Here is a 23,082-nt window from a genome sequence, read left to right on the forward strand (position 1 = left end):
CGGCTGTGTAGTTTTCGTGAAGAAATGCTAGAACAGGGGGAGCTGACGGACCATGAGCGAGGCGTTGCGCGCAGAGCGACCGAAGGGACGGCAGCGGGGAAGGGGGCGGGATGCCGATCGATCCCGTGGCGCTGCTCGACGACTGCGAGCGCGTGTGGTGCACCATCGAGCGGACCGCTGTGCTTACGCGCGAGCGCGGGCGCAGTGCCCTCGTCGTCGAAGCGCTCACGGCCTACGCAACCCTGGCCGAAGCCGCCGGTCTCGACCAGGGCGTTGTCGCGGACCGCTGGCCGGCCTGCACGGTCCACGCGGCGGCGATGATCGCAGCGAGCGCGGACGGGCCTATACGGCAGCTGATCGAACGTGTCCCGAAGCAGCTCGCCGAGGCACACCCGCAACTGGCCCTCGAGCAGGCCGAGACGTCGGTCGACGCGCTGCGCGCCCGATGGGCGAGCGCGGCCGCGCAGGCCGAGCGCCACCTCGGCGCGGCACGCACCTCTGCCACACCGGAGACGGCGCCGCACAGCACACAGACTGCTCAGGATCACGGCCCCTCAAGGGCGAGCGGCGATCTCGACATACGACTCGGCCCGGGCGGCACCGGCGTGGTGATTGCTCTCTCGGAGCCCGCCGGCGGCGGACCGTGGGAACTGACGGCGGACGGGCGAACCTGCGCCGCCACACCCCCGTACTGGATGCTTCCCGGGCCGGTGCGCCGGGTGACCGCGACCGCCGCGGGCGAGAGCGAGCACGTGGTCCCGGTCGTCGACCCGCGGACGGCGCTGCTCGCCTTCGACGCCGACGGTCTGCTCCTGCCCGCGCACGAAGCGCTGCCGCCGACGCATGTCACCCTGCTCCACGTGGGCCCGCTCCAGGTTGACGGAGGGCGCGACGCGGGCGTGGAACTCCCCGTCCCATACGGGTGGGGCGGCTGGACGATGACCCGCCTCAGCCTCGACGGGACTCACCGGATACGTGCCACCGACGGAGCCGAAGGGCACTGGTGGGACGTGGCCGCCGGTACCTCCCTGGCGTGGGAGGGCGGGAGGATCCTTGACTGCCTCAGGACATCGGACGGGGCCGCGGTCTGGAGCGAACCGCCCGCCCTGCGGTTGCCGCGCAGGCGTGGCGAGACGGCCGCAGAGCCTTGGCGGATCACGGTGCAGCGGCCGGGCGGCCCACCGCTCGCCCAGCTGACCGGCGCACGGGGCAGCCTGGTCGAACCATGGCGGGACATGCCCCGGCCGCTTGTCGGAGCGTACGAGATCCGCCTTGACGGGCCCGGTCGTGCTCGCCGGGCGATCGCCGCATTCCTCGCCGAGGGAGTGATCGCCGAACCCTCCGTGCAGTGGCGGCAGTTCACGCCCTCGGGCGGCCTCGCGTCCGCCCGGGCACGTGTCGACGGCGAACCGCTCCTCGGGTTCCGCGGCAGCATCTCCCTCGGCCCGTACGACACTGCGAAGACGCTGGAGCTGCGGGACACGAGCGGCCGGACGCACGGGGTGCACCTGGTGGTCCCGCACTCCGAACTGCGGCTGGAGACCGATGGTTCGCCCGGCCCCTGGACGGTCGGCCCGCTCGTCGTCGAAGCCGCCGAGCTCGGCCGCAGATGCGTGCTGACCGTCCGGCTGCCCGACCGTGCGGTGAGCGTCGAACCCGTCGTCGCTCTGGTCGTCGACGGCGTGCGCCTGCACACCCTCCGCCCGCAGCGCCGGGCAAGCACCCGCAAGGGCGACCTGCGGTACGTGCTCTCCGAGCTTGCCGACACCGCACGGGACTGGACCGAGGCGCGCCTGCACCTGGTCGTCGCGGGCCAGGACCTGCCCGTCGCGACCCTGCGTACACAGCCGATCGCCCGAGAAGTGGTGTCCGAGGGGCACCAGTTGGTGCTGCGCGGCGGACGGGCAGCTGGCGTCGGCGCCCATCTGTACCGGGTCCTCGCCCCCTGGCAGCCCGCTGTCGACGCGCAGGCCGATGACATGGGACGTATCGCCCTTCCGCAGGCACTGCGCGACGCGGGCCCGCTGATCGTGCGACTACGTGCCCGCGCGGAGCCGGACGTCCCGCCGCCCTGGCCCGACCTGCGCCGCCGGGACACCCTCGTGGCCCGCCGCCTCCCGGTGGCCGTACACGGCGGGCAGGACGCAGGTTCCGCCATTTCCGCGTATCTGGCAGGATACGGTGAACTCCGTCCATGGTCACGGCAGTTCGCTCCCCTCGTCTGGATCGTCGCTGCACGTGGACGCGACCTGCAGGACTGCGGCGCGCGCACGTCCGCCCCGGCGGACTGCCGGGCACTGCTCGCCGAGGCCGGGACCGAGGCTCTGTACGCGGCCGCCGACGCCGGGCTGAGCACGAAGGCGATCGCTCCGGTGCTGGTCGCCACCGGCTTGGCCGGCCTGCGCGTACGGGACGTGGCCCGGCCCGACGACGTACGCCACGTGTGGCGCCACGCTCCGCTGTGCGCTCTGCTCCTGACGGCGCCGCTCCTGCCGTACCTCGCCGGCGGCGACGCCTACGAACTGGCGGAGCTGTACCCGCAGGAGGTCCACCTTCTCGACGAGGTGGGGGAGTTCGCCGGAGACGGCCTGCGGACGCTGCTGGCCTCGGGCGCCGACCCGCACCGCGGCGTGGGCCGCTTCGACGCGCGGACCCGGGCACTGGCCGAACTGCCCGCTCCTCAGCAGCGCGCGCTGTGGGCGAGCGTGGGCGCGGTGCCTACAGCGCTCCTTGACGAGAGCACGCGTGTCGCGGCGGCATGGGAGGCGTTTCGCGCCCGCCGCGAATTCAGTCATGTTGCACTGCGGGAGGAGGGCGGCGACTGGACCGACGCGCTGGAGCGGTTTCTTGCCGAGACCGCCGCACCGCTCGCCGACGCCGTGCGGGACCGTGCACCCGGACCGCTGCGCGGCCTCGACGAGGCCTGGATGCGGGTACCGCAGCTCTCCCTCGGCTTCGCCCTTGTGGCCCGGCTCGCAGCAGCGGGCGACGGCCGGGCGGCACGCCTGGAGCACAGCGCCCGTCCGGTGTGGAGCGCACTCGCCGTGCGGGCCCCCGAACTGACCGCGGTGGACCTGGTGCTGGCCGAGGGCTTGGTGACCTCTGTGCGCCTGACAGGGGCCGCAGGCGGCAACGGACACGCCTGAATCCGCGCCCGTCGACCGTGAGCCCGACATGGCTGCCCGGCCACCGACCGCAACACCCCGGCTTCTCTCCCGCCCGACCCCGCCAGGAGCACCCACCCGTGGACACCCTCGACCCGCTCGCCACCGCCGCCGGCATCGACGACACCTACCGGCGCTACCTGCGATCCCTGCTGCCACTGCGCGAGCCGGTCCTGGCCGCCGCCTTCGCCCGCGCCGTCGACACCAGCCCGCTGCTGACCAAAGGCCCGCTCCTGGAGGCCACCCCCGCGTACGCGCCGGGGGCCACCCTCGACGCCCTGATCACCGAGGGCGTCCTCACCCCGGCCTTCCGCAGGCTCACCGGCCCGGCACTGCCCGCGGACCGGCCCCTGTACCGCCACCAGGAGCAGGCGCTGCGCAAGGCCGCGGCAGGCCGCAATCTCGTCGTCGCCACCGGAACAGGATCCGGGAAGACCGAGAGCTTTCTGCTCCCCATCCTCGACGCCCTCCTGGAGGAACACGCTCGCGGCACCCTCGGCCCCGGCGTGCGGGCACTGCTGCTCTACCCGATGAACGCCCTCGCCAATGACCAGATGAAACGCCTGCGCAGACTCCTGTCGCACACCCCCGAGATCACGTTCGGCCGGTACACGGGTGACACAAAGGACGACCCGCGGCGCGCACAGGAGACCTTCGAGCAACTCAACCCGGGCGAGCCACGGCTCGTCAACGAGCTGCTCAGCCGCCGCGAGATGCGGGCCGCGCCGCCGCACCTCCTGCTCACCAACTACGCCATGCTGGAATACCTGCTGCTGCGGCCCCAGGACATGGAGCTGTTCGAGCAGCGGGACGGTGACCGCTGGCGCTTCGTCGTGGTTGACGAAGCGCACATGTACGACGGAGCACGCGGAGCCGAACTCGGCATGCTGCTGCGCCGGTTGAAGGACCGTGTCGCCCCGGACCGCCCCCTCCAGGCGATCGCCACCAGCGCCACCGTCGGCGCCGAGGAGGACCCGGCCGCCGTCACCGCTTTCGCCCAGGCGTTGTTCGACGTGCCCTTCGCGTGGGACCCGGCCGATCCGCGAGCGCAGGACCTGGTCACCGCCACCCGCGTCGACATCGCCCCCGGGCCCCACTGGGGGCCGCTGCCGGTCGCCGAGTACATCCGGCTCGCGGCGAGTGCCGACCCGGCACCCGAGATCCTGGCCGCCGCCCGGTTGCATGGAGATCCCTCCATCGCCGCACCTGCCACAGCCCTCGCCCGGGAAGCAGGCACGGTCGCCCTGCGCAGGGCCCTCGCCGACGGCCCGCAGCCGGTCGAGGAGATAGCCCGCCGTGTGTTCCCGGGTGAGCCGGCCGCGCTCGCCGCCGTCACCGCGCTCGTGCAGCTGGCGGGAGCCCTCACCGACACGGACGGCGCCACTGTCCTGTCGGCCCGGTACCACCTCTTCGCCCGTGCCACCGAGGGCGCCTTTACCTGCTTCGACCCGGCAGGACCGCATCTGGAGCTGGCGCGGCACGAGACCTGCGCGACGTGTGCACGGCCGTCCTTCGAGATCGGTGCGTGCCGCCGATGCGGGGCGGTCCATCTGCACGGCACCTTGACGGACAGCGGCGGCGCGCCGCGCTTCGCGCACCGCAAGTCCCCGGGCCTGCCGCACACGTGGCTGCTCCTCGACGCGGGAGCAGGCGCGAGCGATACGGTCGACGAGGACGAAGCGACGTTCGAGGAGACGGCGCGCGGCTCCGCCACCGACAAGCTGCTGTGCACCGGTTGCGCCGCCGTCCATCCCGCCACGGTCGGTACCTGCACCGGACCCGACTGCGCCGACGCGGAACTGCGCAAGGTTCGCCAGCTCGACGCGCGCGACGGCGATCCCACCAACTGCCGGGCGTGCGGCGCACGCGGGCACGGCACCATCCGCTTGTTCGAGGCCGGTAACGAGGCCGCCGTGTCCGTGCTCGGCACCGCCCTCTACCAGGCGCTGCCGCCCGACACCGAAGGACCGGCCGCGGCCCGGCCCGGGCAGGGCCGCAAACTCCTCTTCTTCAGCGACAGCCGCCAGGCCGCCGCCTACTTCGCGCCCTACCTGGAGGACTCCTACACCCGGATCCAACACCGCCGGCTGATCACGCAAGCACTGGAGGACGGCCGTAACCAGGGGGAACGACTGCACCTCGACGACCTCGTCGCCGACACCGTGCGTGCGGCGGACCGCGCCGGCGTTTTCCACCGCAACGATTCGCGCCAGACCAGGCAGCGGACCGTCGCCCTGTGGGCCATGCAGGAAGTTCTCAGCCTCGACGACCGCCAGTCCCTCGAAGGACTCGGCCTGGTCCGAGTGGACCTGGACCGGGAACCCCACTGGCTGCCGCCGGCCGCACTGACCGGCCTGGGGCTGAGCGCCGACGAGGCATGGCAGCTGCTCGGCGAACTGCTGCGCAGCGTACGCAATCAGGGTGCGCTCACCATGCTCCCGGACGTCGACGCCTCGGACGAGGTGTTCGCACCGCGCCGCGGGCCCGTCTGGCTGCGCCTGCAGGGATCCGACGCCCGCACCAAGGTCATCAGTTGGCTGCCGAGCACCCCGGGTGCCACCAACCGGCGCGTCGACTACCTCACCCGTGTCATCGCCGGGCTCGGCCACCCCGGCGACCCGCGGGCCGCTGCCCTCGCCGCGCTCACCGCCCTCTGGACGGACCTGACCCAGGGGCACCTCGCCGACTGGCTGCCCGCCGAGACCCAGTCCGGCATCGGCTCTGTACGCCGCCTCGACCACGCCTGGCTGCGGCTGACACCTGTCGGCGAGGGCGACGCACCGCCCTTCGTCTGCGACCGCTGCCGGCGGATCACCGGTGTCTCCGTGCGGGGCGTGTGTCCGGCCCTGCGCTGCACCGGCCGCCTGGAGGAACACAAGCCGGGGGCCGATCCCGAGGGGCATCTGCTCCGCCTGTACCGGACGTTCGACCCGGTGCCGCTGACGAGCCAGGAGCACACCGCCCAGTGGACCGGCGAGAAGGCCGCCGAGATTCAGAGCAGGTTCGTCCGTGGAGAGATCAACGCCCTGTCCTGCTCCACCACCTTCGAACTCGGCGTGGACGTGGGTGAGTTGCAGGCCGTCGTGCTGCGCAACATGCCGCCTTCCACCGCCAACTACGTCCAGCGAGCGGGCCGTGCCGGACGCCGGGCGGAGTCCGCCGCCCTGGTGCTCACCTACGCTCAGCGGCGCCCGCACGACCTGGCCCGGTACGCCGAACCGGAGCAGATGATCAACGGTCAGGTCCGGCCGCCTGTCGTGCCCGTCGGCAATGTCCGTATCGACCGCAGACACGCTCATTCCATCGCCCTGGCCGCGTTCTTCCGAGCCATGAAGGATGAGCGGGGGCGTATCTGGCGCAAGGCAGGCGAGTTCTTCCTGCCCGACGGTGTCACTGGTGAGATTGCCGCACACCAGGTCCGCGACTGGCTCACCCCGGTGCCCCCGGCTGTGGCGGCCTCGCTGCACCGCGTCCTGCCCGAAGCGGTGCAGCGCGAGATCGGAGTCGACACACAGGGGTGGGTCGCCGAGCTGGACCGACTTCTGCGCGTAGCCCAGCAGATTCTCGCGCAGGACGTCGCGGCCTACCGCGAGCGGTGCGACGAGGCCGTCGCGGAGCGGAAGTTCCGCCTCGCCGACCTGTACGAGAGGGTGATCCGCAACCTCACCGAACGGGACCTGCTCGGCACCCTCGCCAATCGCAACGTCCTGCCCAAGTACGGCTTCCCCGTCGACACCGTCGAACTGCGCATCCCGCAGGAGAGCGGCGCCGTCTCCCGCCAGCTGGAACTGACCCGTGACCTGAGCGCAGCCGTGTACGAGTACGCGCCCGGCAGCGAGATCGTGGCGGGCGGGCAGTTGTGGACGGCTGCGGGTGTCTACCGCCTTCCCGACCGGGAACTCGTCGCCCGCCACTACGCGGTCTGCTCCGCCTGCGGCCGTTACCGCGAAGCGACCGGACCGGTCGAGCCTGCCTGCCCCGCCTGCGGCGCCGTCGCCACGACAGCGCAACGCCGCTACGTCGAACCGGTATACGGATTCGTCGCTGCCCGCGGCCCGGAGCGCCGACCGGGGCCGACCCCGCCCCGCCGCGCGTGGCACGGCGACGTCCATATGGCGGCCGGCTCCGGTGATCTTCGGGACGGCTCGACGGACTTCGCCCCCGGACGCACCCTGGCCTGGTCGACGGGTACGCGCGGTGAGATGGTCGTCGTTTCGGAGGGACCGGGCGGCGCCGGGTATGCGATCTGCGACTGGTGCGGCTGGGGCCGCCCGCACACGCAGTCGGCGCGTTCACGCGGCAGAAGCCATCCGCACCTTCTCAAGGACAGCACCTGCTCGGGCCCACTGCGCGTGGTCGCCCTCGCTCACCGCTACCAGACGGACTTCCTCCAGATCCATCTGGACTCCCTGACCGCGATGACCGCCACGCCTGCCGAACTGCGTTCAGGGTTGTACGCCCTGCTCGACGGGGCCGCCACCACGCTCGACATCAGCCGCGACGACATCGACGGCACCGTACACACGGGACCCGACGGATTGCCGTCCCTGCTCGTCTTCGACACCACGCCGGGCGGCGCAGGAAATTCCGTGCGCATCGCGGATCATCTGGTCGACGTGGTGACAGCCGCCGCGGTCCGCGTCGCCGGCTGCGAGTGCGGGCAGGAAAGCAGCTGCTACGCCTGTCTGCGCAGCTACCGTAACCAGCGTTTCCACGACGTCCTCAGCCGCCGGGACGCACTGTCGCTGCTCGCCATGACAACGGGAGTGGCAGCCGTGTGACACCAGGACGGTGCTGGGCGCCGTTCCGGGAGGGGCCCGTACCACCCACCCGCGTGTGAGCGTAGTCAATGCGTTGACTGTAAGGTCATGGCCGCGTGTGATCGTGACCGGCATACTGGGAACGACCGCCCCGCCATCGCGATGTCCCGGATCCGAGGAAGGCCCCATGCCCCAGCAGAACGCACCGGTAACGCTGACCCTGGCCGGCGTAGCACGCATGGCCGGAGTGGGGCGTGCGGCGGTGAGCAACTGGCGGCGGCGCCGTGACGATTTCCCGCAGCCCATCGGCGGATCCGATGCCAGCCCGCAGTTCTCCCTCGACGACATCGAGGCATGGCTCGTGCGGCACGGGAAGGTCGACGCGTCGTCAACGGGGTGGGACCGGTTGTGGCCGAAGATCGAGGACCTGGGTGACCGTCACCGTATGGGACGCATCGTCATCGAGGTCGGGGACCGTCTGGCGGGACGTGACGGGCCGGGCCCGGTGGATCCTGCAGAGCTCACGGAGGGGGAACGCGCCCTGGTGGACGAGGCGTTGATCCTCGCCGACAGGAACGGCAGCCGGGCCGGTTTCGACGCGCTGATGGACCGCTGGCTGTCCACCCACGTGCGGCAGGTCGCTGTCACCCCATCCCAGCTTGCCGACACCATGACAGCGATCGCTGCGGAGCTGCGCGGCGACGTGCCGGTCCGGCACGTCGCCGACCCGGCCTGTGGTGTGGGCAGTTTGCTGACCGCCGCCGTACGGCAATGGGGCGTGCGGAACAAGATGCTGCTCTCCGGCGTGGACATCGACCCCGTACTGGCCGGGCTCGCGCGCGCCCGCCTCGCGTTGAAGGCGCCCCGGGCGAGCCTGGACATCGCTGCGAGCGACACTCTCCGTCGGCCGTTGTCCCTGGCGGAGGAGGCCGATGTGGTGCTCTGCAACCCGCCGTCGAATGAACGGGAATGGGGCTACGGAGAACTTGCCACGGACCAGCGCTGGCAGTTCGGTCAGCCGCCGCGCACCGAGTCCGAGCTGGCCTGGGTCCAGCACATTCTCTCGGAGCTGGCCGGGGACGGCGTGGCCGTCGTGCTGTTGCCCCCGGCGGTTGCCTCCCGGCGGGCGGGGCGGCGCATCCGGGCCGCCCTCCTGCGGGCCGGCACGGTACGGGGGGTCGTTGCGCTGCCCGCCGGCGCGGCGGCACCGTACGGGGTCGGCCTTCATCTCTGGCTGCTCGCGGCTCCGTCCGCGACCGGAGCCGACGCCCCCGTGGCGTTCGTGGATGCGGCCGACTGCCGGACCACCCAGACCGGTGGCCGGGCGGCTGCCATCGACTGGGGCACTGTCCTTGACCGGACAGTTGGCGCACTGCGCGGCCTGCTGGGCACCGAGCGCACGGCTCGTGTGCCGGTGGTCGAACTGATCGGTGACGAGACGGACTTGGCCCCGGCGCGGCACGTGCGCACAGAAGAGGCTGCCTCCGCAGTGGATGTGCGCCGGATGTGGGCCGGACTCGACGGTGCCGTGCTGAAGCTGACGGACGCCGGCGCTGCCCTGCGCCGGCTCGCGGTCGCCGACCAGGAGGCAGAGCTGCCGACGGTTACCGTGGCGGAACTGGAGCGCAGCGGTGCGCTCACTCTGGCCGTGGGCGTGGCGCTCCCGGCTGAACTGGTCCAGCGTGGTCACCGGATGTCGGGCGACTCGGCAGCGGAACTGCTGACCCTGCCTCCGTCGATGCTCGCCACTGAGGCGCACGAGGAGCGCGAGCGGCAGTGGGTCGACGCCGAGACCGCGTATGGCCTGGAACGGGATGGCACAGCGGTGCTCACCCGCTTCGGCGACGTTGTCGTCGTCGGCACCCCGGTGGGGTTCGACGCCTGGGTGGCGACGGGTGAACCCCGGGTGCTGAGCCCGTACTTGTACCGGTTGCGGGTCGACAACGCCATCCTGGACCCGTTCTTCCTGGCCGCATGCCTGAGGGTGCGGGCCAACGCCCGCCGGGCCGGGACGCACGCCTCGGTCTCCTCGCGTATCGACGTACGGCGTCTGCACGTGCTGCGCCTGCCGGTAGAGGACCAGCGGCGCCTGGGTGAGGCCCACCGTCGACTCGCCGCCTTCGAGGAGAGCGTCGCCGAGGTGAGTGCCATGGGCGCGCGGTTGAGCGGGGCGCTCGGTGGGCTGCTGTCCGCGGGGCGGGTGGGGCCGGCCGAGGGAGCGGATGCCGGTTGACGGGCGGTGTCGCAGGCCGGTGGCCGGACGCTGATTGCCGGGGCGGCCCTGCCCACGGCCCCGGTGCCGGTATTCAGGTGCGTCCCATCGCGGCGGGTTGTGCGGATCAGTGCTCGCGCAGCCGCCCGAGCCACGCGGCCACGGTCGTCTCGTGGCCGCGCTCCGCGAGATCGTCCCCCAATTCCCGGAAGCGTTCGGTCAGTTCGGCGGGTGCGGTCGGGCCCATCGCGAGCACGGCCCGGCACACGTCCACCCACACCGGGAGCACGGTTTCGCCCTCCTCGTCCTCGGACAGCCGGCACTCCGCCGCACCCAGGCGGGCCGCCAGAGCGACCGTGTACACGGGGGAACCTTCGGCGACCGAGGCAGTGAGGCGTCCGACCGACCGGTAGCGCGAACCGGCCGTCACCATGTCACCGACACATCGGTCACCGTCCGCGCACAGCAGGACCGCCGAAAGAACCTCTCTGTCGTCCTCGCCCCACTTCTGGCCGGCCTTGGCGAGCAGACCGGCCAGCTGCCGGGTGTGCACACCGGGTTCGCCCTCGGCCACCTCCTCGGCGGCTGAAGCCATGGCGGCGCGCAGCTGAGACCTGGTCAGGCCGCCGGAAGCCGGCCTGCGCACGGAAGGGCGTGACCGGGCGCGGGCGGGTGCGCCGGAGGCGGCGGTGTCCGGGTCTTGCCTGCGGCGGGGCAGGGTCGGGTCCGGGGAGAGGACGGGGTGCGGCGCCGGTGCGTCGGGTGGGGGCACGTGCGCGAGGAGGATCTGCGCGACTTCGCGGGCGGTGGGGCGCAGCGCCGGGTCCTTGGCGAGCATGCGTGCGACGAGGTCGTCCACCTCGGCGGGAACACTGCCGGGCACGAACTCGGACAGGCGAGGTGCGACGTCTTCGCAGTGCTGCTTCTCGACGGTGTACTCACCGCCCTTGGGCACGAACACCGTGCGGCCGGTGACCAGTTGGAAGAAGACGCAGGCAGCTCCGTACACGTCGGCAGCGGGAGTGGGATTGCGCTCGCCGTTGATGATCTCGGGGGCCATATAGCCGAGGCTTCCGGGGGTGCGGGTGCCCTTGTCGGTATGCCGGGTGGCTCCCGGGGTGAGGGGGAGCGCGATGCCGAAGTCGACCAGGAAGATCTCCCCCTTCGTACTGATGAGGATGTTGAGCGTCTTCACGTCCCGGTGGACGACGCGGCACGCGTGCACCCGGTCCAGGATCTGGGCCAGTCGGAGGAGGACGCATACGGAGGCGGCGAACGAGGGGCGGTTGGTCCGCAGCCACGTGTACAGGCTCACGCCGTCCACGAGCTCGGTGACGAGGTAGGGGGAGGGGCCGGTCAGCAGGTGGGCGACGTGCGCGGGTACGCCGTCGCCACCGAGGTCCACGTGCATCCGGCATTCCCGGCCGAAGCGCTTGAGGTCACCGGGGGTGGGGCGCAGGCGGCCCAGAACGCTGCTCTCGTCCGGTCCGCTGGGGGCGAGGAACTTCACCGCCACGTGTGCGGAAGTCTCCAGGTCGATGGCTCGGTGGACGATGCCCATGCCGCCGCTGCCGAGCGGACCAGTGATCTTGAACCGGTCGCTCAGCAGCCATGACGCTCCGTCAGGCGGGAACTCCATCGACCGCACTTCTCCTCCTTGGGGTTCTTGGTGCAGGTGTGGTGGCGCAGGGGCTGCGGGGTGCGACTGTTCCCGGACAAGAATAGCGGCAGGTGCCGACCTGATCGCGCGAAACGGTCATTGACTCTGTTCACGAAGTGCGGGACTCTTCTCTCGCTGGTCCTTCTGGAGCATAAGGAGTCCGCTGTGCCGATGTGGCAGAAACCGCCCGGTGTGAACGGGGACAGTGCACTGGTGCGGGTCGGGCTGCCCGCGCTGCGGCCGGACGAGGGGGCCTGTCCGCAGCGTCGATCCCTCAAGTCGCGCCCCCTGGTGGGCTCTTCGGGGGATGGGTGGCGTCCCTCTCCCGTGGAGGACTTCTGGTTCGCCCCGGCGGAGCACCTCATCGACGCCGCCGAGTTCCCGGGGGAACGGCGGCGGCGCCGGGGTAGCGCCGTCGTCGCACCCGCGCACGAGGAGTGGGGGCGGCAGGCGGCGCGGATCTTTCTCGGTGCCCGTGAACGATTCCTCAAGGAGCAGGAGGTGCTGGGTAGTTCACGCGCCATCCCTGTGCTCGACCGCTGGGTGGCCAGTCGGTCGGTCGACGACGTGCCCGGCGTCCACACCTACGAACTCGAGGTGTGGGGGCGGCAGTACGCCACCAGCGACGGTTCCATCCGTGAACTATGGATTCCGCACCTCTCGCAGCTCAAGCCCACCCGCCCCCTGTCCGAACTCGCGGCAGCGGCCGGCGTACTTGTCTACGGCAGACCGTGCGACACCAGCAGTTACAAGGCCGCACGGGTCCCGATCGAGCCGGCCGCGTCCGTCCCGGAACGGGTGCGGATCATCGGCTTCGGCCTCGGCGACGGGCAGGTGAGGGTGCTGGCCGCCGAGGAGGACGGGAGGCAGGCCGACTGGACGGCCCAGGAGGCGCGAGACCTCTTCAACCGGCACGCCGCCCCGCTGATCACCCCGGCAACTTCGGGGAGCGAGCGACGTCCCGGCGACGGCTGTGTCGACTGCAAGGTGCTGCCCGTCTGCCCCGAACTCCCGCGCACCCGTGGTCTGCTCAGCGTGGTCGACCCGGCGCCAGGCCGCCGTAAGCGCCGCACGGTCTCGGTCTCCGACCTGCGGGCCTTCAAAGAATGCCCCGCGCGGTACCACCTCACCAGGACCCTGAATCTGCGTGAGCGCGCGCCGGAACCCGAGTGGATCCGGCGCGGCAGGGCGGTCGATGCCTGGCTCAACGAGCGGCACGCCGATGCCGACCGCCTGCCGTGCAGGCATGCCCCGCTGCCCGAGACACTGCCGGGCCTGACCGCCGGTGAACTCGCCCCCGCGCTGGCCATGCTCCGACAGCACCGCTCCCGCTGCCCGTTCGACCGGCTCGATCCCCGGGACCGCTGCCTTCCCCAGCAGCGCATCACCGTGTACGACGACGAGGCCGACGTCGTCGTCATCGCCGACTGCGACCTCCTCTACACCGAGCGCGGAGCAGCGGTCATCCGCGAGACCAAGACCACCTCCCACTGCTACGGCACCGGGCAGGAGGTGATGGAGCGCCACCCCCAACTCGCCCTCGCCGTCCTGTTCCTGGCCACCGGAACCGTTCCGGGGGACCCGCACCGCTCCCGCGTGGAGCTGGAGGTACTGCGTCCCGATGGATCGGCCGAGGAGGAACTCGACCCCTTCGACCCGGCCACGCTCACCCAGGCCCGCGCCGTGGTACGCACTCTGGTCGACCCTTGGATCCGCGCCGTCACCTACCCCGAGGCGCCGAGGGACGGATACGACTGCGGCCAGTGCGAGGCGCACAAGTGGTGTGCCACGGGACAGGACCGGATGAAGGGCCGACGCGGCGAGGAGCGCCCGTGAACGGCACAAGCCAATGCGCACGAGAACAGGGCAGCGGCTCGTCCTCCTTCGCTTCCACAGGGGCGGCGGCCGGGATCGACACCTGGTCGGCGTGGCAGGGCATCCCCCTGCTCCAGACCCTTGCCCAGGCCCTGCGCGTCCTCGAACGCGAGCCTGACCTCGACCGGTTCACCCTGCCCTACCCGGCCGTCGCCCAGCACGCCCTTGACCGCCTCTCCGTCGCCTGCCTGCTCGCCGGGGAGCGGCCGCCGGCTTCGCTCGCCGAACTGGTGGCGCGCTGCCGCGACATCCCCCTGGAGGACTGGCCGCTCCACCTTCCCGCAGGCACCGCAGGACCTGGTGATCTGCTGCTCGACCCCGACTCCGGAAGGCCCACCGACCTGTGCCACGAGTGGGCCGAAACGGGCGCCGACCCGGCAGTGCGCCACCGTGACCGGCAGATCGTGCACACCGCCCTGACGCTCTGCCGTGAACACGGTGAAGAGGGCTCCTACAGCGCCTTCCGCGGCCTGCTCGTCCGCCGGCCCGTCCTCACCGCCGCGGACATGTTCGAGGTGCTCGGTGACATGCTCCTCGAACCGGTCCACGACCTCATCCGGTACATCTACCAGGAGGTTCCCCGCTCCTACCGCAGAGACGGCGCCTACGTGCAGTGCGGCCGCTGCCTGACCCTGCTCACCCCGCTCGGGGCGGCCGAGTGGTGGTGCGAGCGTGACAGGTGCCGCCGCGCGGGACCACCGCCCGTGGGCCGGGTCCTGCGCGAGACGGAGGCGGGCACCGTACTCCAACTGGAGCGCGCACTAAGGCAGTTCGTCACAGGACCGGGCCGCGCGGAGGCCGACCTGGAGGGGGAGCTGCGGGCTCTCGGCCTCACGATCGAGATGTGGCCCGGCTACGACGCCTACGACCTGCTCGTCGTCTTCCCCGACGGGTTGCGCTGGGCCATCGACGTCAAGGACTGGGCCAGCCCCTATTTCCTCGGCAGGGCGGCCGCACCCGTACCGCGCAATCCGCCCTACGACGAGGCCTTCTGGGTGGTACCACGCCACCGCGTCGACGCCCGCCCCGACTATCAGCAGGTCTATGAACGGGCCTGCGAAAACCCGCGGACCGCCCCGGCCCTGCTCACTGACACGGAACTCGTACGGCGCGCACGTCACGCCCTGCGCGGCGAGCGGATCCGCAATCTCCGTACCTCCCCCACGTCCACGAAGGAGGACGGCAATGCGTGACGAACACGCGTGGCACCGGCCGGTGAGCCAGGAACTCAAGCGCCCTCTGCTGTCCCAGCCCGGTGTCCCGAAGGGATTTACCGCGACCCACCTGTGCCAGGTGGAACTCGGCCTGCGCCTGCTGGAACTACTCGACGCGAGGCAGCCTGCCGAGGGCGCCTACAGCCTGTTCGGCGGCTACCCCTTCGCGCGGGCGGCCGGGCTCGTCGGCTTCGACGCACTCACCACCACCTCCGACCGCGCGATCGAGACGATGCTGACCTCGGCCCGCTACCTGCTGTGGCCGTTGCGCCGCGGTCACGCCTGGCGTGGGCTCCTCGACTCGTATCGTCTGCTCCCTGCCCACCTGCGCGCCTATGACGTGCCGCCGACCGGCGAAGGCACCCCGCCGGTTCCCCTGCTGCCCGGCATCGCCCCCGGGCGCGTCGATGTCTATGACCGTGCCCTGTCCGCGCTGCCCGACTTCAAGCGTCATGTGCTGCCGCTCGCCCCTGCAGGCCGCAGCAGTTTCAGGGAACTGCGCCGCGCCGCCTCGGTCACCATCCCCGGGGAACTCTGCTTCGACCGCCCCAGTGGGCACGATCTGGCCGCCGAACGTGCAGGGCGCTGCGCCCCGCTCACCTTCACCCGCACCGAACTCACCGTCACCGCACGCTGGATGGACGAGACAGAACGCGAGGTGGGCGCCGAGCGCCCGGGTAACTGGGAACGCCGCCTCAAGGACCTCCACTTCGCACCCCGCGACGCCGACGGGCGCGGCTTCACTGACAGCGACGAAATGCGGGTGGAAGGTCTGTTCCACCTCGTCGGCATGGTCGGAGCGGGCAAGAGCACCCTGATGACGGTGCTCGCCGTGTGGGCTGCCCGCCGTCCCGTCCCACTGCGTACGACCCTGGTGGTCGGTGACGTCGCCGAGCAACTGCGGCTGTGCGCACTCTTCACAGGCCTAGGTATCGACGCCGTACCCCTGCTCGGCAACAGCACCCGCGAGACCCATGTGCAGCGCCTGCACAGGCGCCTGGCCTCCCGCGACCTGGACAACCTCCTGGACCACGACGACCCGGGCTTCGACGCGCTCAGCACCGTGTGCCTGGCCAGCGGGCTGCGCGGCACCGACCACGCGGAGCCGCTGCGGTACGCGGACGCCCCCTGCACCTCACTCGTCCCCGAAACGACTCCGAACGACTCGGAGAGGACAAGTGGTCAGGAGCCCGCCGGGAACCCGCTCGACGCGCTGCGGCGACAGGAACCCGGCCGCACACCGAAACCCGCTGCCCGACGAGCGCCAGAGGCACCGGACGGGCCCCCGCACGGCTGCCCCATGTGGGCCCAGTGCCCCCGCCACTCCACCGCCCGCGCGCAGGTGGACGCGCTCATCTGGGTGGCCAACCCGGCCAGCCTGGTCCAGAGCCCGGTCGCCGGCCATCTCAACGACGAACGCCTGCGTCAGCTCGAACTCGCCTGCCTGCGCAGCGACATCATCGTCGTCGACGAGGCCGACAACGTGCAGATGCGCCTGGATCAGCTCTTCGCGCCCTCCGCCACCCTCGTCCAACCGGGTTTCGAATCCTCCTGGCTCGACCGGCTCAACGCCCACAAGATCGAGGAACTTAGCCAGAACGCCCGTCTCCCGCTCACCGACCAGCAGGTCCACCTGTGGAACAAGGCCCTCGCGAGCGTCACGACCGCCGTCGACCCCCTGTGCCGTCAACTGATCGAGGACGAGGACATCCGCGACTGGATCGACCCGGAGTACTTCAGCCCGTGGACGCTTCAACAGCAGCTTCTCGACGAGTGGTTCCGGACGGGCCGGGAGGAGAACCAGGGCACGAGAGCCGAGCAGGACGAGACCCACCTGTACGAGGGGTACGACGACAGCGGCGCATCCGATGCCGAAGCCGACCTCGAGCCCGGTGCCGGGCTTGCGGGCCAGGACGTCACCGACCCGCTGCGGGACGCCGTCACCGCCGTACTCGACGCCTTTCGCGACGACCCGTTCGGGGACAAGGAGCCCAATCCCGAGGCCCCGCTCGTGGGCCGACTCGTCAGGGCCGTCCAGGACCTGCTGCACAACCAGTCCGAGTCCCGGACCAGAGAGCGGCTGCGCGCGGTTGCTGAAGCCCTGACAGCCAGTACCCCCTGCATCGCGCACATCCCCGACGGAGCCGAGGGCGAACGCTGGTGGGCCACCACCTGCCGACGCCTCGGCTTCACGCTGCTGCTGAGCGCGATGCATCAGCGCCTGGACCGGCTGACATTTCTGTGGCCCCAAGTCGAAGCAGCCCTCCGGCTCGATGCCGCGGGCAAGGAGCTCGCCCGCCGTACCCCTCTCGACTACGCGCCGATCGTCCCCGAGTCGCCCATGGGAAACGTCCTCGGCTTCCAGTACCTCCCCGACGACCAGGATCGCGACGAGATCGGCCGCACAGGAGGCACCCTCCGCTTCTTCCGCTGCACCGGAGTCGGCCGCGAACTCCTCCTCCACCTCCACGAGTTGGGGGCGGACCCGGCTACCGGACGCGGCGGCCCGCATGTGATCCTCATGTCCGGCACCAGCTGGTCCGGGGAGTCCACGCGTGCCCATGTCCTCGCACCTGTCGCGGCTGTACTGAAACCATCACCTGAGTCGCTTGAGGCGGTTGCCCGTACCCGCTTCGCCACCCACTTCCTCTACGACGACAAGGGCTTGCCCATGAGCCTATCGGGCACCCGCCCCAAGGACCGGCTCGCCCAGGCCCGTGCCATGGCCGCCCGCCTCGCCAGGCCCGGCCTGTTGGGGGCGTCCGGCCCGCTGGACCAGGAAATCGCCAAGGTGGCTGACGACGGCCGTCGTCGCGCTCTGCTCCTGGTCGGCAGCTACCGCGAGGCGTACGCCGTCGCGGACACCCTGGACGGCGAGGAACGCTGGCACGGCAGGGTGCGCGTGCTCGTACCCGACGACGCGGACGTCACGGAGGCCCTGCACGGCACCGGCCTCACCGCCGACAGGGGAGAGCGAGACCCCGACGAGACGTCACATCCCGCCTTGCGGCGCGGCGACCTCGCCCGGTTCGCGGACGACCCGACCGCCGAAGTCCTGGTGGCGCCCCTGCTCGCCGTCGAGCGCGGCCACAACATCCTCAACAGTCAAGCCAAGGCCGCATTCGGTACCGCACTGTTCCTGGCTCGCCCCCACCCCCGGCCCGACGACCTCTCGCTGTCGATCTTCGCGGTCAACGACTGGATCGCCCGCTTCGTCCGCGACATCCGGCGAGCGGACCGGCGCACCGGACCCGCCACCTTCACGGAACTCGTCGCCAAGGCCACCGACCTGGACGACGCCGGACAGCAGTTGCGGCACGAGGGACGCGAGGAATGGCGCAGGCTCCTCTCCCGCCGCTACGTCTACTCCCACCTCGCCGACTGGGAGAAGCGGGCCTTCGCCTGGGACCAACTGGTCACCATGTGGCAGGTCATCGGCCGACTCGTGCGCGGCGGCGTCCCCGCCCGCGTGGTGTTCGTCGACGCCGCCTTCGCCCCCACCCTCGCCAAGGCGCTCTCACCTCGGGCGCAGGCCAGCGCGGTACCCGCCGCGGACGGGCTGCTGCAGGCCCTCGGCTCCATCCTCACCCCGTACTTCACCGGCTCCGAGGCGGTCGATCCCGCCGACGCCCAGCTTGCCCGTCTCCTCTATCAGCCGTTTCACAACGCTCTGCGCGCGCTCGAGAACCACCAACGGCCGACCGGGGCCTGACGACCCGTCCCTTGTCCCGGTCGCATCCCCTATTTCAGGGAGCAGCTCATGCCCGTCAACTACCAGCACATCGGCACCGCGACCTGGCAGCCGGCCGATGCCGACGCCTCCCACACCGCCCGTTACCGGGCTCTTCCCTTCCCTGAGCAGTGGCGCGACGCGGTGCTCGGCCTGTGCATGTACGGCCGTGACCCGCAGGAGGCGACGTGGCGCACCGCCCCCACCTTCCGTCTCGAACAGGTCCTCCAGGCCTACGCCCCCGACGTCCTCGTCATGCCCCGTCCCTTCCACCAGCGGGAGGAGGGCGAGCCCCCGCGCTGGCTGTACGCCGCTGAGGACATCGCCGACCCACTGCCACCGCAGGTGCTCTCCACCCTCGTCAATCACTGGCTCGGCGGCCTCAGGGCCGACCTCGCCGACGACCCCGGCTACCGCGCCCTCCTGAAGGACGTACGCGCCGAACTGCGCGCCCACCCGCCACAGTGGGAACACGTCACCCGCGAACTTCTGCCCCACAAGCAGACCCCGGGCGGCACCGCCGCCGTCGAGTCCGACCAGTTCACCCTCACCCCCGACTGGCTCGCCCGCCGCGTCCTCGACCTCGGCCCCTACCCGTACGAGGGCGGGAGCCTGCGCTTTCGCGCGATGCCGCGCGGCCGCAGGGACAAGGGGGCCGAGCTCGTCTCCCAGCCCTTGCCGTTCGAGCCCGAACCGGGCAAGGGCGCCGGCTGGTTCTCCGTGGTTCTCAACATCGCCCTGCATACGGTGCCCTTCGATCCGCAGCCTCGCTTCCATCTGCACTGGACCGTCCGCCGCTGGGCGACCCGATGCAGCGCGACGGACAACGGTGAGCAGCGGCTCCGCCTGCCCTGGGGCTCGGCCACCACCGTTCTGCTGCGTCCACAGGTACCGGTCCTACCCGGCGTACCGCTGAGCGAGCGGTTCGCGGTGACCCGGCTCAAGCGCTTCCGCAGCCGGGAGACCGGAAATTTCGAGGACAGGTGGGTCGACGGCGGACCGGCCGAACTCCTCGCGGGTCTCGCGATCGGGGAGGTGTTCCCCGACGTGGACGCGCTGCTCGGCGCGCCGGAGACATGGCTCGCCCGCGACATGCGCGCAGCGATCGTCCACCGCCCGGCGATGGGTCGCCACCAGGTCGCGCCCGGTCTTATGGCGAACCAGGTGTCGCAGCTGACGGCCTGGGCTGAGCAGGCGCTGCCGGAACAACTCAGGTCCGCGACCCCGATGAGCCGCTCCCGTCTTGCCGGCCCCAAGCCTGTCAACGCGCCCCCCACCACCGTGAAGAAGGACGAGAAGGAGAACGAGGAAGCACGCTGCTGCCGGCAGCGGCGGGCCGCGGCCGCCCACGCGCTGTCCGCGTACGCCCCCCGCGACACCCTCGGCAGGCCGGTCATGGAGGCCAGGTTGCTGTGGCACACCGCGGACCTGCGCGACGCCGCACTCGACGCCCTGCGCATTCGCCTGGGCCTTGACGGACCCGGCATCGATGCCGACGCAGTGGACGAAGCGGCATACCAGGCAGCCGCGCCGGGTCGGCCCGTGCTCCACGAATGGCGCACGCCCGAACTCACCGTCCGCGTCCGCTGCCTGCGCCCCGTCGTACGCACTCAGGAGCGCACCGGGATCGACCTCACCGCGGGACTCGACCTGCCTGCCGAGGAGCGGCGCCGCCCGCAGCACCAGGACATTGCGGCGGCCGTGCACGCCCGCCGCACGGCTACCGCGCAGTGGCTCAACGGCGACCGGACCGACGGCACGGTCGGCCTCACACTGATCGAACTCCGTCGAGCAGACGATTTCGCCCGAGGCGCCGACCCCAAGTTCGCCCTGCGCTTGGGCTGCGCGGACGAGGGCTTCGTCACCCAGTTCGTTGCCGTGCCACAGAAGGTCAAGGGCTACAACTCGGTCGCCAACATGGCCCACCGTGCCCAGATGGCCTGGGACGACGGCCTGCGCCAACTCGGTGCCCGCGTGCACCCCGAACACGACCTGACCGAGGGCATCCCGGAGAACCTGCGCTACGCGGCCGTGTGGATGGTCCGCAAGAACCGCACCACGAAGAACCGCTGGCCGGCCCACGTACCCGTCGCCGTCCTGGTCACCCCCAAGGAGCCGGGCAGCGGACTCGCGCGCGTCGAGGGCTGGGATCCGGAAGCCGACGACGGAGCCGGCGCCTGGGTGCCGTACCCGCAGATGCTGGTCGGGCTCGCGCGTCGTGCCGAGGTCCTGCCCCTGCCCGCCCCGCGCACCGAGGACGACAGCACGACTCCCGCCGCCAGGCGCCCCAGTTGGGGCCGTGACCGCGAACAGCAGCGGCGTGCAGCGGAGGAATGGCTCCAGACGATCCGCACCACCTTGCACCGCGCTCCGACCATGCTGTTGGCCGACGCCGTCAACGCACGCTCGCACTGGACCTGGCTGCAGGACGGCCGCACCGAACCCGACCGCATCCGCGACGGCCACGCCCCGGCCCGGCGCCTCCACCCGGATCTGCGTCTGCTGCGCGTACGTACCGCGACGGGACGGGAGACCGCGCAGTGGTGGGGCATCAACCCCGGGGAAGGACCCAACGGAATCGGCACCCATCTGTGGGTCCCCGAGGATTCCTCCTCAGGCCGGATCTTCTGCAGCACCACCCCGAAGCCGGTCCAGTTCCGCGACACGGCCATCCAGGCCGACAAGCTCGCTCCGCGCCTGATCACTCAGGGCAAGCGCAAGGGCGAACCGACGGTCGACACCGGTATCCAGGGTTGGATGCCGGGCCTAGTGGAACTCGCCGTACTTGGGTGCCACACCGCCGATGGAGATGACCCGCAGGCGCTGGCCATGACAGCCCACCTGCTGCGTCAGCCCCCGGACTACCCGCAGGCCCTCGCCCACCCGCTGCCCCTGCACCTGGCCGCCCTCGCGCAGGAGTACGTCCTGCCCACGCGGGCCGAGGACGCCCCGGAGGGTACGGACGAGTCCGGCGCCGCAGGGGACCGGTTGGACGATGCGGCGGTGGACGCCGACCCGGTGACCCAGGCGGCGGCCGGACTCGACACCGTGGTGCAGATCGATGAGGCGGATGAGGCTGAGGCGGTCGCCAGCTCTGAGGAGGAGCTGGTGCTCTTCGAGCTGTGACGGGTCGAGGTGAAGGAAGCTGACCAGCGCGGGACAATCCGACCTCGTCGCGCCGATGCTCCAGGGACGATACGTGTGATCGATGCTGGCAGTGTCACGTACACCAACGGAATCTCGCGTCCAGCGGGCTGATGATGATGACGTCCGGGCGAGATCGTACGCGTGGTCATGTGCGGGTCGCGTACGCCGCCGTGGCCATCAGTTCCAGAAGTGCATACCTCGGGGGCAGGTCCTTTCAGTCACCCTGCTCCAAACAGATTGAGGGCGGGACGCGTCGGGAAGGGCGACAGCCATGTGGGCTTTCTCGACAAGCCAGTTGATCGCTTCGGCAGTGACCGTGGGGCGAGGACCTGGTCGGCGTGCAGAGCGGCCTTGGCGACCTGCTCCACGACGAGGAGGCCCGCGTTCGCGGCCCGGACGCAGAGAGGGGGGCCGACGTAGCCCTAGTTGAGTATCGCGGTGCGGAGTGTGCTCGTGGCCGCGGCTTCGGTGGTGGCCACGGGGATCACTTGACGGGGTGGGGAAGGTCGTCGGCCTGGAGGCGTTCGTTGAGTTCGCCGAGGGCCGTTCGGTTGCTGTCGAAGCGCAGTGCATCGTGGGCGGCGTCGAAGGCGAGCCATTCCAGGGCGGTGTGCTCGTGGGAGATCTTGGCCTGGACACCGGTGAGGTCGAGGGCGAAGGAGTACTCCGGGACAACGTAGGTGCCGGTGGGCCAGTGGATGCGGTCGGCGAAGAAGCGTGCGGGGACGCTGGCCGTGGTCTGCAGCGGGTAGAGGGGCGCGGGCCGGTCGAGGCCGAGTTCTTCGGCGGCCTCGCGCAGAGCGGCCTGGGCGGCGGTCTCGTCGTTCTCGCCGCCGCCGGCGACGGCCTGCCAGAGGTTCATGTCCTTGCGGCGGAGGACGGCGTACTCGAACTGGTCGTCGGTGCGGCGGAAGGGGACGACGAGGATCTGGAAGGGGGATCGGGGCATGTCGGTGTCCTTGGTCGGTGTGAGGGTGACGCGGTCAGGGGCGTGTGAGACGACGGCGGTTGCCGTAGATCTTCTCCACTGCTCGTACGACGTCAGCGAGTTCGGACGGATCGTCGAGGAGCATGCCGGATCCGGGTGCTTGTCCGAGGAGGATCAGGGATGCCCACGCGGTACGGGCTTGGGTGGCGGAGGAGGTTCGGGAAGGGGAGTGGTCAGGGCTGGTGGTGTCGGCGTAGAGCGACTCGTCGGGGCAGGCGACGAGAGGCCGGACGGCGACGGGAATGCCTTCGGCACGAAAGGCGCGGCGGAAGGTTTCGGGGGAGATCGCAGGCCCGGGATGCCGGACGGAGCGGAGGAGAGGTAGGCCGCGC

General features: G+C 71.2%; 10 protein-coding genes. 8 read left to right on the forward strand and 2 right to left on the reverse strand.

What is annotated here, in order from left to right:
• Positions 1–110: 110 nt before the first annotated feature.
• The 3 genes from ACIPWY_RS03270 to ACIPWY_RS03280 all read left to right on the forward strand — a co-directional run bounded on the left by ACIPWY_RS03270 (position 111) and on the right by ACIPWY_RS03280 (position 10,157).
• Complete coding sequence (locus tag ACIPWY_RS03270) at positions 111–3,146, forward strand: hypothetical protein (RefSeq protein ID WP_401532090.1); 3,036 nt, start codon at positions 111–113, stop codon at positions 3,144–3,146.
• A gap of 98 nt (positions 3,147–3,244) precedes the next feature.
• Complete coding sequence (locus ACIPWY_RS03275; RefSeq protein ID WP_401532091.1) at positions 3,245–7,945, forward strand: DEAD/DEAH box helicase; 4,701 nt, start codon at positions 3,245–3,247, stop codon at positions 7,943–7,945.
• Between the two features lie 166 nt (positions 7,946–8,111).
• Entirely contained in the window at positions 8,112–10,157 is a 2,046-nt protein-coding gene (locus tag ACIPWY_RS03280; protein ID WP_401532092.1) for an N-6 DNA methylase, read from the forward strand.
• Positions 10,158–10,263: 106 nt separating this feature from the next.
• On the opposite strand, the gene ACIPWY_RS03285 is transcribed toward ACIPWY_RS03280, so the two are convergent.
• Positions 10,264–11,775, reverse strand: coding sequence for a serine/threonine protein kinase (locus ACIPWY_RS03285; RefSeq protein WP_401532093.1), 1,512 nt, complete (start codon positions 11,773–11,775; stop codon positions 10,264–10,266).
• A 192-nt stretch (positions 11,776–11,967) separates the two neighbouring features.
• Between ACIPWY_RS03285 and ACIPWY_RS03290 the strand changes: the two genes are divergently transcribed.
• From ACIPWY_RS03290 to ACIPWY_RS03305, 4 genes are read left to right on the forward strand one after another with little or no spacing between them, the layout of a single operon-like run.
• Positions 11,968–13,632: a PD-(D/E)XK nuclease family protein gene (locus ACIPWY_RS03290; RefSeq protein WP_401532164.1), complete on the forward strand. Its 1,665-nt coding sequence runs from the start codon at positions 11,968–11,970 to the stop codon at positions 13,630–13,632.
• Entirely contained in the window at positions 13,629–14,864 is a 1,236-nt protein-coding gene (locus tag ACIPWY_RS03295) for a hypothetical protein (RefSeq protein ID WP_401532094.1), read from the forward strand. The genes ACIPWY_RS03290 and ACIPWY_RS03295 overlap by 4 nt, the downstream gene beginning before the upstream one ends.
• Positions 14,857–18,597 (forward strand): hypothetical protein, encoded by a 3,741-nt coding sequence (locus ACIPWY_RS03300; protein ID WP_401532095.1) that lies wholly within the window; start codon positions 14,857–14,859, stop codon positions 18,595–18,597. Before ACIPWY_RS03295 ends, ACIPWY_RS03300 begins: the two co-directional genes overlap by 8 nt.
• Positions 18,598–18,645: 48 nt before the next feature.
• Positions 18,646–21,741, forward strand: a complete 3,096-nt coding sequence (locus tag ACIPWY_RS03305; RefSeq protein WP_401532096.1) for a pPIWI_RE module domain-containing protein — start codon at positions 18,646–18,648, stop codon at positions 21,739–21,741.
• Positions 21,742–22,246: 505 nt separating this feature from the next.
• Here ACIPWY_RS03305 and ACIPWY_RS03310 read toward each other — a convergent pair.
• The gene (locus ACIPWY_RS03310; protein ID WP_401532097.1) at positions 22,247–22,711 is read right to left on the reverse strand and encodes an NUDIX domain-containing protein; all 465 of its coding nucleotides are present in this window, start codon (positions 22,709–22,711) and stop codon (positions 22,247–22,249) included.
• On the opposite strand from ACIPWY_RS03310, the gene ACIPWY_RS03315 reads away from it, so the two are divergent.
• Positions 22,710–23,075, forward strand: a complete 366-nt coding sequence (locus ACIPWY_RS03315) for a hypothetical protein (protein ID WP_401532098.1) — start codon at positions 22,710–22,712, stop codon at positions 23,073–23,075. The genes ACIPWY_RS03310 and ACIPWY_RS03315 overlap by 2 nt on opposite strands.
• Positions 23,076–23,082: the final 7 nt, after the last annotated feature.

It is taken from the genome of Streptomyces sp. NPDC090032 (assembly GCF_044748025.1).
Lineage (GTDB): Bacteria > Actinomycetota > Actinomycetes > Streptomycetales > Streptomycetaceae > Streptomyces.